This window comes from Aeromonas sp. Y318-3 (assembly GCF_027706185.1).
GTDB classification, from domain to species: domain Bacteria; phylum Pseudomonadota; class Gammaproteobacteria; order Enterobacterales; family Aeromonadaceae; genus Aeromonas; species Aeromonas veronii.
In genome coordinates this window covers 75,412-90,705 of record NZ_JAPDCN010000010.1, presented here as the reverse complement: position 1 = coordinate 90,705, position 15,294 = coordinate 75,412, and the positions used below count along the sequence as shown (strand labels likewise).

The 15,294-nt window shown below is 57.1% G+C and carries 13 protein-coding genes, 1 tRNA gene and 1 pseudogene; 10 read left to right on the top strand and 5 right to left on the bottom strand.

All coding sequences use genetic code 11. From position 1 onward, the window contains the following. Positions 1-251: 251 nt before the first annotated feature. Positions 252-1,937 carry an aspartate:alanine antiporter gene (locus OKB77_RS14880; RefSeq protein WP_270817917.1) on the bottom strand — a complete coding sequence of 562 codons (1,686 nt, stop codon included), beginning with the start codon at positions 1,935-1,937 and terminating at the stop codon, positions 252-254. A gap of 137 nt (positions 1,938-2,074) precedes the next feature. On the opposite strand from OKB77_RS14880, the gene OKB77_RS14875 reads away from it, so the two are divergent. After that, entirely contained in the window at positions 2,075-2,239 is a 165-nt protein-coding gene (locus tag OKB77_RS14875; RefSeq protein WP_155737312.1) for a hypothetical protein, read from the top strand. 472 nt (positions 2,240-2,711) lie between these two features. Here the strand turns inward: OKB77_RS14875 and OKB77_RS14870 are convergent. Next, a tRNA-Asn gene (locus OKB77_RS14870) sits at positions 2,712-2,787 on the bottom strand. A 133-nt stretch (positions 2,788-2,920) separates the two neighbouring features. Here OKB77_RS14870 and uvrB point away from each other — a divergent pair. From uvrB to OKB77_RS14855, 3 genes are all read left to right on the top strand, one after another. Beyond that, positions 2,921-4,933, top strand: coding sequence for an excinuclease ABC subunit UvrB (uvrB, locus tag OKB77_RS14865; protein ID WP_270817916.1), 2,013 nt, complete (start codon positions 2,921-2,923; stop codon positions 4,931-4,933). Next, positions 4,930-5,187: a YkvA family protein gene (locus OKB77_RS14860; RefSeq protein WP_005336897.1), complete on the top strand. Its 258-nt coding sequence runs from the start codon at positions 4,930-4,932 to the stop codon at positions 5,185-5,187. The genes uvrB and OKB77_RS14860 overlap by 4 nt, the downstream gene beginning before the upstream one ends. 178 nt (positions 5,188-5,365) lie before the next feature. Beyond that, entirely contained in the window at positions 5,366-6,013 is a 648-nt protein-coding gene (locus OKB77_RS14855) for a DedA family protein (RefSeq protein WP_150389031.1), read from the top strand. Positions 6,014-6,089: 76 nt separating this feature from the next. Here the strand turns inward: OKB77_RS14855 and dsbB are convergent, their stop codons facing one another. Beyond that, the gene (gene dsbB, locus OKB77_RS14850) at positions 6,090-6,611 is read right to left on the bottom strand and encodes a disulfide bond formation protein DsbB (RefSeq protein WP_150389032.1); all 522 of its coding nucleotides are present in this window, start codon (positions 6,609-6,611) and stop codon (positions 6,090-6,092) included. Between the two features lie 98 nt (positions 6,612-6,709). Then, positions 6,710-8,290 (bottom strand): Na(+)/H(+) antiporter NhaB, encoded by a 1,581-nt coding sequence (gene nhaB / locus OKB77_RS14845; protein ID WP_265775600.1) that lies wholly within the window; start codon positions 8,288-8,290, stop codon positions 6,710-6,712. Positions 8,291-8,623: 333 nt separating this feature from the next. Between nhaB and fadR the strand changes: the two genes are divergently transcribed. The 4 genes and pseudogenes from fadR to OKB77_RS14825 all read left to right on the top strand — a co-directional run. Then, positions 8,624-9,337: a fatty acid metabolism transcriptional regulator FadR gene (fadR, locus tag OKB77_RS14840; protein ID WP_026034983.1), complete on the top strand. Its 714-nt coding sequence runs from the start codon at positions 8,624-8,626 to the stop codon at positions 9,335-9,337. A 265-nt stretch (positions 9,338-9,602) separates the two neighbouring features. Further along, on the top strand, positions 9,603-9,743 hold the full coding sequence (locus tag OKB77_RS14835) for a TIGR02808 family protein (RefSeq protein ID WP_005345965.1): 141 nt from the start codon (positions 9,603-9,605) through the stop codon (positions 9,741-9,743). 188 nt (positions 9,744-9,931) lie between these two features. Then, the gene (locus OKB77_RS14830) at positions 9,932-10,489 is read left to right on the top strand and encodes a YaeQ family protein (RefSeq protein WP_005352343.1); all 558 of its coding nucleotides are present in this window, start codon (positions 9,932-9,934) and stop codon (positions 10,487-10,489) included. Between the two features lie 12 nt (positions 10,490-10,501). Further along, positions 10,502-10,894, top strand: a pseudogene (locus OKB77_RS14825) (AEC family transporter); the annotation flags it as partial. A 253-nt stretch (positions 10,895-11,147) separates the two neighbouring features. Here OKB77_RS14825 and OKB77_RS14820 read toward each other — a convergent pair. Continuing rightward, entirely contained in the window at positions 11,148-11,894 is a 747-nt protein-coding gene (locus OKB77_RS14820) for a LexA family transcriptional regulator (protein WP_333563167.1), read from the bottom strand. Between the two features lie 408 nt (positions 11,895-12,302). Between OKB77_RS14820 and OKB77_RS14815 the strand changes: the two genes are divergently transcribed. Both OKB77_RS14815 and OKB77_RS14810 read left to right on the top strand, forming a co-directional pair. Next, complete coding sequence (locus OKB77_RS14815) at positions 12,303-14,516, top strand: DNA-binding protein (RefSeq protein ID WP_270817914.1); 2,214 nt, start codon at positions 12,303-12,305, stop codon at positions 14,514-14,516. 42 nt (positions 14,517-14,558) lie between these two features. Beyond that, positions 14,559-15,281, top strand: coding sequence for an AAA family ATPase (locus OKB77_RS14810; RefSeq protein ID WP_029300291.1), 723 nt, complete (start codon positions 14,559-14,561; stop codon positions 15,279-15,281). The last annotated feature ends 13 nt before the right edge of the window (positions 15,282-15,294 follow it).

Here is a 15,294-nt window from a genome sequence, read left to right as displayed (position 1 = left end):
GCAGAGCAGAGCAGAGCAGAGCAGAGCAGAGCAGAGCAGAGCAGAGCAGAGCAGAGCAGAGCAGAGCAGAGCAGAGCAGAGCATCGGCCATTGTGGAATAGGAAGAGTGGGTTAGTGGCAGATTTCAGCGCAGATAGTGGGGGGAGGTGACACCACACCAATGAACCTGATCTACATCTCTCTAGCGGAGTAGATAGCAAGAAGGGAGCCTGAGGCTCCCTTCTTTGTTAGCGGTAATGTGATGGTACTGGCTAGAACCAGAAGCCGATGATAAAGGAGCCCGCCAGGGTCAGCATCACGTTGGCCACCGCATAGGTACCGGCATAGCCGAGCGCTGGAATGGAGCTGTTGGCTGCCTCGTTGACCACATCCATCGCCGGGGCACAGGTACGGGCACCTGTGATGGCTCCGAGCAGCAGTGCCGGGTTCATCTTGAGCACCCAGACCCCGAACAGATAGCCTACCAGCACCGGCAAGGTGGTCACCAGCATGCCGGAGAAGAGCACTACCGTACCTACCTCGCTGAGGTGATCCAGAATGCCGCCACCGGCTTTCAGGCCCGTGCTCACCATAAAGACCGCCAGACCGAGATCCTTGGCCAATCTGAGCGCGCCGGGCGGCACATAGCCGACCGTCGGGTGGTTGGCCCGCAGGTAACCCATAAGAATGCCCGCCAGCAGTAGGCCGACGGCGTTGCCGAGACCGAATTCGATCTGACCGAACACCAGCGAAACGGAGCCGATCAGCAGGCCCAGCACGAAGAAGGTGGTGAAAGCCACCAGATCTGTGGTCTGGCTGTGGATGCTGATAAAGCCGATCTTGTTGGCCAGCAGTTTGACCCGCTGCTTCTCGCCGCTGATCTGCAACACGTCGCCCTTTTGCAGCATGATGTTGCGATCGAACGGCATCTCGATCTGGGAGCGCACTACCCGGTTGAGGAAGCACCCTTTCTCGGTGAGGTTGAGCTCCACCAGATGGCGGCCTACCACGGAGTCATTCTTTACCACTATCTCTTCGGTGACTATCTGCAGGTCAAGCAGGTTGCGGTCGAACACCTCTTTACCGTTGCGATAGTTTACGTCCAGCTTCTCGTGGCTCTCGGGATAGCCCACCAGGGCGATCTCATCCCCTTCCTGAATGACGGCATCGCCATCGGGACTGGCCAGAATGCCGTTGCGGCGGATCCGCTCTACATAGCAGCCGGTATGGGGATAGATGCCGGTCTCCCGCAGGGTACGGCCACCGATCCAGGCTGCCAGTTCGGGGCCCACCCGATAGGCGCGGATGATGGGCAGATAGGTCTTGCGACTCTCGCTGTCGGAGAGACCCCGCTCACGGGCGATTTTTTGTGCCTCGGTATTGAGGTCGAGGCGAGCCAGCGAGGGGAGATAGCGCACCACCAGCATCAGGCCCACCAGACCCACCAGATAGGTCAGGGCGTAGCCGATGCCCATGTTGTCGAGCACAGCCTGCATATCGGTATGATGGGGCAGGTTGAGCAGACCACTGCGCAAGGCATCCTGGGCACCCACCAGCGCCGGGGTCGAGGTGAGGGAACCCGCCAGGATCCCCGCCGCCATGCCCGGCCCCAGATTGAAGAACTTGGCCAGCCCCACCGTCAGCAGCAGGGCGGTCAGCAAGATCACCAGAGTCAGGGTGATGTAGTGGATGCCGTCGCGCAGGAAGACGCTGAAGAAGTGGGGGCCAGCCTCAATCCCCACACAGAAGATGAACAGCATAAATCCGACGTTTTCTGTGGTGGCAGTAAACTCGAAGCCCATCTGGCCGAACAGCAGGGCGGTAAACAGTACACCTATGGTGTTGCCAATCTGAAAGTTGCCAATTCGAACCTTGCCAAGCAGCAGGCCGAAGGCCAATACCACGAACAGCAGCAGGGAGTCGCTTTGATGTAGCAGTGTCACGAAATCTATGGTCATGCCCGGAAAAACCGAGGAAAAAAGTGGGGTCGATATTGTGCCGGATCTATCCCCAATAAAGAAGCGCAAGGGTGCGATTAATCGGACGTTATCGGACGCTATTTGTGGAGCCGGCGGCGTGATAGGGAGACAAGCGGATGAAATCTGGCAATTTTTGCTGTAACCGTCGTTGTCAATTAGTGAAATCTGCTGCCCGCGACCGAAGTGCTCTGGCGCAGGCCGATTTTTTAGATTCTGCTGTCCAGCCGCTTGGCGGGGATCAGTTTCAGCAGATTCAACCGATGGCCACCATGGTTGGCTGAGGGGCAAATCAGCTTGATATTTGCCCGTTCGCCCACAGGGAAAGGGTTGGCAAAAAGATACCTCTAAAAAGTGCCAATAGAGCCTGTCACCTCACTGTTCCTGAGGGGGCAAAAAAACAGCATAAAATCAGGTTGGCCAGCAAAATGACTCTTCGCCGGGGGCCATCAAGGGCAATCCCGCGTCCTGACAGGGCTTGCTGCACTTACCCACAGAATCTGTGGATAACCCTGTTTATGAAACTTGTTCATCGCCCTGAAAGCCGCGCCAGTACTGGGATGCAAGGGCTGTTCAAAAAATACCGGAAGAAAAATGTTTGTATAAAAATCAAATAGTTAGATGCAACAGGAGAAAACTCTGTCGAGCCAGAACGGGTAACAAAAGGGAGCGTCAGCAGCAAGAAGGATCTTGTGCATTAAAATTGGCAGGAGAGGGCACTAAAGTGGATAACTTGCACCGAGATGGTGAGGAATTTGGCTCCCCCGACTGGACTTGAACCAGTGACATACGGATTAACAGTCCGCCGTTCTACCGACTGAACTACGGGGGAACATCAGGCAAGGAGGAGCATCATACAGAAGGTGTCCGAGGTGGTCAAGCCATTCGCGGGATGATGGCACGGGTGTACCGCTGCCAAACCCTCGGTTACACTGCTCCTCTGCTGTTTTGTGTCGGGAGTGTTCATGAGCAAATTGTTCAAGTTAGCCAGCCAGTTTCAACCCGCCGGGGATCAGCCCGCGGCGATTGCCCAACTGCTGGATGGCATCGAGTCGGGGCTGGCTCATCAGACGCTGCTCGGGGTGACTGGTTCGGGCAAGACCTTCACCATGGCTAACGTCATCGCCACCCTGAACCGCCCGACCATGATCCTGGCTCCCAACAAGACCCTGGCCGCCCAGCTCTATGGTGAGATGAAGGAGTTCTTCCCCGACAACGCGGTGGAGTATTTCGTCTCCTACTACGACTATTACCAGCCCGAAGCCTATGTGCCGACCACCGACACCTTTATAGAGAAGGATGCCTCCATCAACGATCACATCGAGCAGATGCGATTGTCGGCCACCAAGGCGTTGCTGGAGCGGCGCGACGTGGTGATCGTTGCTTCGGTGTCGGCCATCTATGGTCTGGGGGATCCCCAAGCTTATCTGAGCATGATGCTGCACCTCAAAGTGGGGGATGTGATCAACCAGCGGGATATCCTGCGTCGCCTCGCCGAGCTGCAGTACACCCGCAACGACATGGCGTTTCAACGCGGCACCTTCCGGGTGCGCGGTGAAGTGATCGACATCTACCCTGCCGAATCGGACAAGCTGGCCCTGCGGGTAGAGCTGTTTGATGAAGAGGTGGAGCGCCTATCCCAGTTCGATCCTCTGACCGGCGCTATCGAGCAGACGGTAGTGCGCTACACCATTTACCCCAAGACCCACTACGCCACCCCGCGCGAGACCATTCTGGGGGCCATCGAGCATATCAAGGAGGAGCTGCGCAGCCGTCGCGAGCAGCTGTTGTCCCTCAACAAGTTGGTGGAGGAGCAGCGCATCAGCCAGCGTACCCAGTTTGACATGGAGATGATGCAGGAGCTGGGTTACTGCTCCGGCATAGAGAACTACAGCCGCTACCTCTCCGGCCGTGCGCCGGGGGAGCCGCCGCCCACCCTGTTTGACTACCTGCCGGGGGATGGCCTGCTCATCATCGACGAGTCCCACGTCACGGTGCCGCAGATTGGCGCCATGTTCAAAGGGGACCGCTCCCGCAAGGAGACCCTGGTGGAGTACGGCTTCCGGCTCCCCTCGGCGCTGGACAACCGGCCACTCAAGTTCGACGAATTTGAAGCGCTGATGCCGCAGACGGTGTTTGTCTCGGCGACTCCGGGCCCCTACGAGCTGGAGAAGTCCGGCGGCGATGTGGTGCAGCAGGTGGTGCGCCCTACCGGCCTGCTCGATCCGGAGATCGAGGTGCGTCCGGTGACCACGCAGGTGGATGATCTCCTCTCCGAGATCCGCAAGCGGGTCGCGGTGGAGGAGCGGGTGCTGGTCACAACCCTGACCAAGCGGATGGCGGAAGACTTGACCGAGTATCTGGCGGAGCACGACGTCAAGGTGCGCTATCTCCACTCCGATATCGATACGGTCGAACGGGTGGAGATCATTCGCGATCTGCGCCTTGGCAAGTTCGATGTGCTGGTGGGCATCAACCTGCTGCGGGAAGGTCTCGACATGCCGGAAGTGTCGCTGGTGGCGATTCTGGATGCGGATAAAGAGGGCTTCCTGCGCTCCACCCGCTCGCTGATCCAGACCATCGGCCGGGCGGCGCGTAACCTCAACGGCAAGGTCATTCTCTACGGCGATACCATCACCAACTCGATGAAGGTAGCCATTGAGGAGACCGAGCGGCGCCGCGCCTTGCAGCATGCCCATAACCTCAAGCATGGGATCACCCCCAAAGGGCTCAACAAATCCATTGGCGATGTGATGGACATGGGGGGCAGCCGCACGGCAGGTAAACCAGGCAAGGGGATGCGCAAGGCAGCCGAGCCGCAAGGGGAATACCATGTCCGCTCTGCCAGCGAGATTGCCAAAGAGATCAAGCGGATGGAGGAGCAGATGTTCCAGCATGCCCGGGATCTGGAGTTCGAACAGGCGGCAGCACTGCGGGATCAGATCCAGCAGTTGCGCAGCGAGTTGATCGAGTCATGAGCCGCAAACGCTGGCTGATTTGGCAACGACTTCGTCGTCTCTATCATGGTTTTCGCCATCCTGGTACCCCCTGGTGGGCGAGGGGCCTGGTGATCCTTATCCTGCTCTATGGCATCAGTCCGGTGGATCTTATCCCCGACGTGGTGCCCTTGCTGGGTTGGTTCGATGATGTGACCCTGCTGCTGGTGTTGCTATGGGGTTGGGAGCGTTGTTTGCCCTCCGCAGTGCGCAGCGATCTAGAACAGGCCTCCTAGTTCACCTTTTCAACACCACGCTCGACATCACTCTTTGTGCCCCCACCCTCGAAGGAAGCGGAAAAACGGTTTCATTTGAAGGTGGGCGCTTCGGGATGAAAAAGAGGCTGCCTCGGTGATTGTCGCCCGGATGGCATTGGCGTAGACTCCACGCCGTTCACTTTATGGGTATGGAAAAATGGATCTGATCCTCTTTGCAATCGACTTTATCCTGCACGTTGACGTGCATTTGAAAGAGCTGTTTGAGAACTATGGCGTCTGGGTTTACGCCATCCTGTTTCTGATCATCTTCTGTGAAACAGGGTTGGTAGTGACGCCGTTCCTGCCGGGTGACTCCCTGCTGTTTGCCGCCGGTGCGCTCACCGTGGGCAGCGTGCTGGACGTCCATACCCTGTCGGCCGTGCTGATCATCGCTGCCGTGCTGGGCAACGTGGTCAACTACACCATTGGTCACTTCTTCGGCGAGCAGCTGTTCCGCAACCCGGACTCCAAAATCTTCCGCCGGGATTATCTGGAGAAGACCCACGCCTTCTATGCCAAGCATGGTGGCAAGACCATCATCATCACCCGCTTCCTGCCTATCGTGCGTACCTTTGCGCCGTTCGTGGCAGGGATGGGGGCCATGACCTATCCGCGCTTCCTGGCGTTCAACCTGGTTGGCGGTCTGCTGTGGGTACTCTCTTTTGTCTATGCCGGCCACTTCTTTGGCAATCTGCCGGTGGTGCGTCACAACTTTACCCTGCTGATCTTCGGCATCATTGGTATCTCCCTGTTGCCCATGGTAATTGGCGCGGTCAAGGCCAAGATGAGTACAGCCAAGGCGTAACCAGAATACGGTCAGCCAGAACGAGAAAGAGGGAGCCATTATGGCTCCCTCTTTTTATCTCCACGCGGGATGACACTCAGTTGCAGCAACGCCCTTTCACCAGATTGCCGATGGCCACTACGGTGAAGACCAACAGGTAAGCGGCGAAGATGACAACCAGCCACTGGGGCATGGAGTAACCGAAGAACTGCCAAGTGATCTGGGCACAATCCCCTTCCGGCATAAAGAGCCAGGGGAGCCACTGATCGAGCGGAGCCCAGCTCGGGAAGTCGGCAAACGGGCTGCAGACGTTGAATGGGGAGGGGTTAACCTGATAGTCCACATGCTTGAGGGCCAGCTGGAAGCCACGGAAGGCACTGTAGCCCCACAGCAACATGGCACTCAAGCGAACATACCACTTATCCGGCGCCACCATGCCGAGCAGACCAGCGGCCAGCACCCCCAGGGTCGCCAACCGTTCGTAAACACACATCACGCACGGGGAGAGGCCCAGCACATGCTGGAAGAAGAGGGCACACAACTCGAGGAACAGGGCTGATGCTGCCAACAACCCCCAAGCCAGCCGATGGGCGGCAATACGGCGGAGAAACTCGATCATCTCATTGATCTCTCAGAAAAAACAGTGGCTGAATTAGAGCAGAGCGGAACCGAAAAGAAAAGGGCCCTGAAAGGGCCCTCGGGTTCCGTTGCAGTGGATTAATGCAGCGCCGGCTGTACCGCTGGCAGCGCACTCTCCATCACCAGCCATCCATGCTGATAGAACCACTCGGTGGCAGGACCAAGCAGCAATTCGACAGAGAAAAAGCCGATCAGCCCCAGCACCAAGGTGTAGGGCAGCGCCATCCAGACCATGCGGCCATAGGAGAGACGCAGCAGCGGCGCCAATGCCGAAGTGAGCATAAACAGGAAGGCGGCCTGACCATTGGGGGTGGCGACCGACGGCAGGTTTGTACCTGTGTTGATGGCTACCGCCAGCAGATCGAACTGGGCGCGGTCGATGGCACCATTGAGCATGGCCGTCTTCACCTCATTGATGTAGACGGTGCCGACAAAGACGTTGTCACTGACCATGGAGAGCACCCCGTTGGCCAGATAGAAGAGGGCCAGCTGGTTCTCCGGTTTGGCTGCCAGTACCAGTTGGATCACCGGCTTGAACAGCTGCTGATCGATGATGACGGCGACTACGCTGAAGAAGACCGCCAGCAGGGCGGTGAAGGGGAGTGCCTCCTGGAAGGCTTTACCCAGCGAGTGCTCCTCGGTGATCCCGGTCAGGGAGGTGGCCAGCACGATAACCGAGAGGCCAATCAGGCCAACGGCTGCCAGGTGCATGGCCAGACCGAAAATCAGCCAGACCGCAATCAATGCCTGAACGATCAGCTTGGCCTTGTCTTGCGGGCTGCGTTTTGCCTCTTCGTAGCGGTTGTACTCCTCCATGATGGCGCGCACCGTGTCTGGCAGTCGGGCGCCATAGCCAAACCAGCGGAACTGTTCTACTAGCACGCAGGTCAGCAGACCGCAGATAAAGACGGGGACGGTGACGGGTGACATGCGAATGGCAAATTCGGCGAAGTTCCAGCTGGCTTGCTCGCCGATGATGAGGTTTTGCGGCTCGCCCACCAGGGTGCAGACACCACCCAGCGCGGTACCGATGGCGGCATGCATCATCAGGCTGCGCAGGAAGGCACGAAAATCATCGAGATCCTGGCGATTGAGCTCGGCGACTTCCTTATCATCGGTATGGTCATGGCTGTGACCAAACTCCTTGCCGGACGAGACCTTGTGATAGATGGCATAGAAACCGGTGGCAACGCTGATCACAACGGCAATCACGGTCAGGGCATCGAGAAAAGCCGACAGGAAGGCGGAGACCAGACAGAAGGAGAGGGAGAGCAGGATCTTGGAGCGTACGCCGATCAGCAGCTTGGTGAAGACATAGAGCAGCAGCTGCTTCATGAAATAGATGCCTGCCACCATGAACACCAGCAACAACAGCACTTCGATATTGGCGACCAGCTCGTGTTTGACCTGATCGGCGGAGGTCATGCCGATCAACACGGCTTCGATCGCGAGCAGACCACCTGGTTGCAGGGGGTAGCACTTGAGGGCCATGGCCAGGGTGAAGATAAACTCAACGACCAGTAACCAGCCCGCAATGAAAGGATCAAGGTGGAAGGCAATCGGATTGATCACCAGAAATAGCAAGATGGCGCTTTTATACCACTGTGGTGCATTGCCCAAGAAGTTCTTGGCGAATGCCTGCCCTAGGCTTATTGGCATGATAATGGGTCTCAACTTTGTTGTTAGGATCTGCTTCTATGCAGTCAAGGATGATTCGACCTGTGCCTCCGGATGTTGGCCTTTATCTGTCTGATTCCTCGTGATTTTAATCAAAAAGCGTGACGATTATAAATGATAGCCGATGGATCTCTGCCCATCTGTCTGTTTTATAACCACCTTGTCGGGGTTGGCTGGCTCCCTCGTGGCGATTAGATACATATTCCCAACACTATATTTGCCATATGTGAGCAGAGGACTGACCTTATGCTTGCCAGCCATCATCGCTTTGATATCATTCGTCAGCCTTTTTACGCATTACAACAGAGTCAATTCATGGTTATAAAAGCGCAGAGCCCAGCTGGGTTTGCCGAGGAATACATCATCGAGTCCATCTGGAACAATCGCTTTCCTCCCGGATCTATTCTGCCCGCCGAGCGTGAATTATCCGAGTTGATCGGGGTGACGCGGACTACCTTGCGCGAAGTGCTGCAGCGACTGGCCCGTGATGGCTGGTTGACCATACAGCATGGCAAGCCGACCAAGGTGAACAATTTCTGGGAAACCTCCGGCCTCAATATTCTGGAGACGTTGGCCCGTCTGGATCAGGACAAGGTACCTGATCTGATAGCTCAGCTGCTCTCCGCCCGTACCCATATCTGCACCATCTTTATCCGCGGGGCGATCCGTCACAATCCGGAACAGGCCGCCGAGATCCTGCGTGGCGCCGATGGGGTCGAGAACAACGCCCAGGCTTATGCCGAGTTCGATTATCGCCTGCACCACCAGCTGGCGTTTGCTTCCGGCAATCCGATCTATGCTTTGATCCTGAACGGTTTCAAAGGGTTGTACAGCCGGGTTGGCAGCTACTACTTCTCCGACAAGCAGGCCCGCGAGACCGCAGATGCCTACTACAAGACCCTGCTCAATCTGGCGGAGACCAAGAATCACGAAGCCGTGTTCATGACGGTGCGTCAGTACGGTATCGAGTCCGGCAAGCTGTGGACCCGCCTGCGTCAGGACATGCCAAGCGATCTGTGCGACAACTGATCCCTTGCCTGTGCTGTCCAGGAAACGCGCCATCCGGCGCGTTTTTTTATTCTGCCGTGTTTGTGTCTATCCTTGATTGGCGGTGGTAATTGCTTGAACTACATGGATATTTGGCCAAAAAGCTTGATCCAGCGCAAATGAACCCTGCATTTATCACTTTGGTGGCATAGGACCCAACCGCTGATTGAGGTCAAATGGAGGCATCAAGAGCGGAGCCAATATCCGCCAGAAGGAACACACCTTTCACCGGATGAAGGACACAACAATGAGTCTTCTTGAACACACCATCTGGACAGTACTGGGATATGGGGCCATGCCCTTTATCTTTCTGAGCGGATTCGTGGCGGTGGCAGTGACCTGTTGCATGCTGCTGAATGCGTTCGGGGTACAGTCCGCCGAGAAGTGAGTCACTTCTCCATGCCGCCAAATGCCAGTCTTCGGACTGGCATTTGTTTTTTGTGTCTTTTAAAGCACTTATCCCGGCAGGGAAGGGGAAATCTTTGGTCAGGATGGTCGAACCTGCCGCCGATTTTGATTACACTGGCGCCCGTATTTCTCACTCACCCTTCTCTTATCAGGGGTTCAAGGTTTTCTATGGCTCTCAAGGCAACCGTATTCAAGGCCCAGATCAGTTTGTCTGATATGGATCGCAATCTGTATCAGGACTTCTCCCTCACGCTGGCGCGCCACCCCTCCGAGACCGATGAGCGGATGATGATCCGGCTGGCGGCTTTTGCCTGGCACGCCGCCGAGCGACTGGAGTTCACCAAGGGATTGAGCGCCGATGACGAACCCGAGCTCTGGTGCAAGAACTACTCGGACGAAATAGAGCTCTGGATCGAGCTGGGCCAGCCCGATGAAAAACGGCTGAAAAAGGCCTGTAACCGTGCCCGTCAGGTGGTGCTCTACCTCTACGGCGGTCGTGGTACAGCCGTCTGGTGGAAGCAGAACCAGGGCAAGCTGAGCCAGCATGACAACCTCAGCATCATCGAACTCTCCGACAGCCAGACTCTGCCGCTCACCGCCATGGTCGAGCGCACCATGCAGCTCACCTGCACTATCTCCGATGGTCAACTCTGGGTCAGTAACGGTGCACTGGAAGTGACGCTGGATCCGGTGGTGCTGATGGGCAAACCGGCCCGCGAACTGTAACGGACGCCGCCCATGTTCAGCGCCCTGCTCAATATCGTCATCCCGGTGTTCGGTGTGGTCGGGCTCGGCGCCCTCTACGGGCGATTGCGACCGGGGGCTGCGCTCGGTTACGTCAATCGAGCCAATATCGAGCTGTTTACCCCGGCGCTGGTCTTCTCCGCGCTGGTCAAGTTTCCGCTGGCACTGGCGGAGCATATGCCGCTGATTGCGGCGGGGGCGCTGGTTATTCTGTTACCCGGTCTGCTGCTCGCACTGCTCAAACTCAAAGGGATTGAGCGGGCAGCCCTGATCTTGCCCGCTATGTTCCGAAATACCGGCAATCTCGGTATCCCCTTGATGGTGCTGGCGTTTGGCGAGCAGCAACTGGGGGCCATCGTGATCCTCTTTGTGCTCTCCAATCTGCTGTAACCCATCACCAAGAATGAAAAACCGGGAGCTGGTGAAAACAAGTGGGAGATGGCGGGACAAACTCAGGAATGGCGGGGCTTGTGGCGTGATGCGGTTAAACCAAGCCGTTTAACCGCAAAATGAAAAGTTGGTTCGCTCAGCCGATTGGGATGCGCTGAAAATGAAAAACAGGCTGACAGCCTGTTTTTTCTTTTGTGTGACAGTAGGTGTCTTAAATCCGGGTTTAAGCGACTGTCTGTAGCACCACCAGTTAAAAAAAATCGTGCCCGGCCCAGACTACCTTGCCGATCACGGCCAGGTTCTCCAGCTGGTTGGCTGGCACGACCTGCAGGGGGTAATCATCGCGGTTGTCGCTGATGATGGTGATCCCGCCATCGAAGTTTTTCTGCAGGCGCTTGGCGTAGAGCTCTTCCCCCAAGCGCAGCACGAAGATGGATCCATCTTCGATCTGATTCTTGCTGATATCGACCAGGATAGAGTCACCAGAGTGGATGGTGGGCTCCATGCTGTCGCCTTTGGCGAAGACCACCACCAGGTTATCCGGGTTTAACTTGCGAAACGTGAGCCACTTGCGGCGAAAAGCCAGCTTGCGTTTAACCTCATGATCATCATTAAACGCACCATGGCCGGTACTGACGGTGACATGGTAGCCATCGATCAGCGCGTACTCCTCATCAAACTCCTCACGTTGCACCATCTGCTCGGCCATTCCATCGGGGTGTTTCGGGCCCTGACCGGTGGCCAGCCACTCCAGATTCACATTGAACGTCCGCGCGATGCGCAGCGCCTTGTCGATGGTGGGCAGTGAATTAAACGGAGGGAAGTATTTGCGCATCCCCGACTCACTCATTCCCACCAGTTCGGCAAATGCCTTGTAGCTCAGGCTCCCGCGCAGCTCATCCAGACGGTCACTCAAAGTATCCATTCCCGCCGTCAGAAAAGATACCTCACCGTCTTTTTGTGCTGCTTGTGGTTTTTCTTCATAACGCTCTGACATACAAGGAATTCTCGGCTAGTGGCTAATGCTGGTGAGTCGATAGACAAAAAATTCCGCACAAAAAGACTTGTCAATCTTTTTGGGGTGATCAATCATTCATATGTGACGCATCGCGACATAAAATCATTCTTTTATGAATGATAAAGATACGCACTGCGACACTTGATGATACCGAAACGGGGTGAGTATGTCAGGGAAAACACCAGAGTGGATCAGGGCTGAGCTCATAAAATGCGGATATTCCCAAGCTGCTTGGGCCCGCGCTAAAGGGTTGCACCCCCGAGCCGTACAGCGTTGCATCAAACACTATGCTCCGGCCAGAGGGATTAGCCCCAAGCGTCGGGAAAGCCGCGCCATCATGGCCCTGCTGTCCGAGTCGCTGGGGATCGATCTGCTGGGAGGTGACCAATGAGCACCTGGTACACCGCCCAGGCGCTGGCCGGATTGGTCGGCATGCCCGCTTACCCCGATGGTGTGCGCAAAAAGGCCGAGCGTGAAGAGTGGCAAAGCCGCAAGCGCGAGAAAGGCAAAGGGGCTGAATACCACATTGGCTCACTGCCGATTGAAACCCGTCGTTACCTGGCAGAACAAGCGGTGGCCGCACAAGGCCATGCAGTGACCGACCATGCAGCGGGTGGCAAGGCCATGGCCAAGTTGCTGGCGCGTGAGGTGCCGGTCAAACCGGAGGCAGGCCGCAAATTGCTGACATTGGGGGAGGGGCCTCGCCAGAAGGTCGATGCCAGACTGCTCATCCTGCAGGCTGCCGATATCTTCCTGGCCCCCTATCACGCTTGCCAGCAAGGGGAGGTGGGTCGCCGTGCCTTTATCGAGGCATACCGTGCCCGCACTCTCGCCCTGCCTGTCAGCGTTTATGAAAGGCAAAAGCCATTCAGTCTGATCACCCTGCGCCGCTGGCAAAGTGCGCTGGCGGATGAAGGCCCCGCAGCCCTGGCTGGCAACTATCAGCGGGAGCGGCCATCAACCGTCGAACAGAGCCCGGATCTGGTCCAGTTTCTCACCGCCTTGGTCACCACCAAGCCCCATTTGGCCAACAAGTGGGGGGCACTGCACGAACTGGCTAGCCAATACAGCGAAATGAATCAGCTGGGATGGCAGATCCCCAGCCAATCCTCCTTGCGTCGCTGGATGGTGAAATGGTTGGCAGAGAACAAGGTGGCGTTTACCTATACCACCAACCCGGATGCCTACAACAACAAATACCGCAGCGCGATCGAGGAGATGTACCCCTGGATGGCCCAGCCCAACGACGTCTGGGAGTTCGATAGCACTCCGGTCGATGCGATGCTGGTGGATGGTCGTCACAGCATCATCGCGGTGATCGATGTGTATACCCGCCGCGTCCGTCTGCTTGTAGCCAAGAGCTCATCGAGCGAGGGGATCTGCCTGTTGCTGCGCAAGACCCTGCTGGCCTGGGGCACGCTCAACGATAACGGCGTGATGCGCACTGATAACGGCTCTGATTACGTGAGCCAGCGGGTCATGTCCATCTGCACTCTGCTTGGTATGAACGTCAGCCGCTCCAACGCCTATTCAGGGTGGGAGAAACCCCATATCGAGCGCTTTTTCCGCACCTTGAGCCATGGCCTGATCGAGCTGTTGCCCTCCTATATCGGCCACTGCGTGGCAGACCGTCAGGTGATCGAGGCGCGCAAGAGCTTTGCCCAGCGGCTGGAGGAGAAGCGCAAACCGGATGCACAAAAAGAGATTTACGAGCTGGCCATGACGGCTGCCGAACTGCAAACCCTGCTCGATAACTGGCTCGATGCCCGTTACCACAACCGCAAGCACAGTGCCCTCGGGGTCAGTCCCAATGAAAAGTACCAGCTGGCTCGTTACCAGCGCCGCGCCATTCCCGATGAAGCTGCGCTGGATCTGCTGCTCAACCATATCGGTGAGGCGACCGTCTCCAAAGGTTTTATCAAGGCCGGTGGTCTCAAATACAGCGCCCCCGAACTGTTGGAGCACAACTGGAAGAGCCAGCGGGTCAGCGTCTTTCTCGACCCGTGCGATGTGGGCCGCGCCATCTTGTACCGCACTGGCGATTGGAACGAGCGGATCGAGGCCATCAACATCGACCTGCTGGGCAATGGCATCAGCCCCGATGCCTTCCGGGCGGCCAAAAAAGCCGATGCCAAGGCGTTGGCCAGTTTTCGCCGCGAGATGCGCAACCTTGCCAAAACCTTTGGCATCGACCAGCTCCATCAGGATGTGGTGCGCCACTTCGTTGACCAGGCCAAGGGTATTGAAGCGTTCAGCCGTCGTGATCTCACCCTCGATAACCCGGCATTGGCCGCGCTCACCGGGGTCTCAACGCCCGCTGAACCCGCCCGTTTCAATGCGGCAGAGCTGGCCGCCATAGAAGCCAGACGAGAAGCGAAAGCGCTGCGGGCGCAAGCCACCGCAGGGCAGGAATCGAGAGCACTCAAGACCGAGTACGAGCAAGCCATCTATCTGGCAGAGCGGGAGCTGGATACCCCGCTGACAGAGCGGGAGAAGGAGTGGCTGACCCGATACCTCTACAGCCACAAGCTGATGGCAAAACGCATTAACCGCCATCTGGATGAAGTTCGGGCTACCCGCTGCACCCAGGCAAAAGGTTAGCGAGTAGCCCGAAAAGGCCCAAAAACAAAGGACAAACCCACTATGAAACACAAGATCGTTGAAGTCAAAAACATGATCAAGACCGAGCAGCTGCTCGACAACTTGCTCAACCGCTCCAGCATCGTGCCGGGCATTGGCCTGATCCATGGCCCCTCCGGCTTTGGCAAGACCACCGCTGTGGAGTGGCTGTTCAACCAGGACGAAGTGAACGGCATCTATGTCCGCTGCTACAAGGCCGACACGGTGACCAGCCTGCTGGAACAGATTGCCAAAGAGATCGGCATTCCCCAGCGCCATAACCTGCGTGCTCAGGTCGATAGCATCATCGAATCCGTCCGTGCCGAAGAGCTGGCCATCTTCGTGGATGAGGCCGATTACGTGGTCGGCAATGCCCGCATCATGGAGACCCTGCGCGATATCTACGATGCAACCGAACAACCCCTGATCCTGGTCGGGATGGAAGAGATTGCCCGCCGCATCAGCCAGCGCAAGCAGCTGTTTAACCGCATCTCCCAGTGGATCGAATTCAAACCGGCCGATCTCGATGACGTGTCCCTGATTGCCAGCGAAATGCTGGAGGTGGACGTGGAGATCGACGATGCACTGCTGGATCTGATCCGCAAGCGTTCCAATGGCGTGGTGCGCACCATCGTCTCGGCCCTCGACAAGATTGAAAAAATGGCGATGGCCTCTGATGCCCGGATTATCCGGCTGGAGGACGTTGACGCCAGCGAGCTGCTCCATGACGTGCGTCGCAGCCGCTAGCCGTCAGGCTACA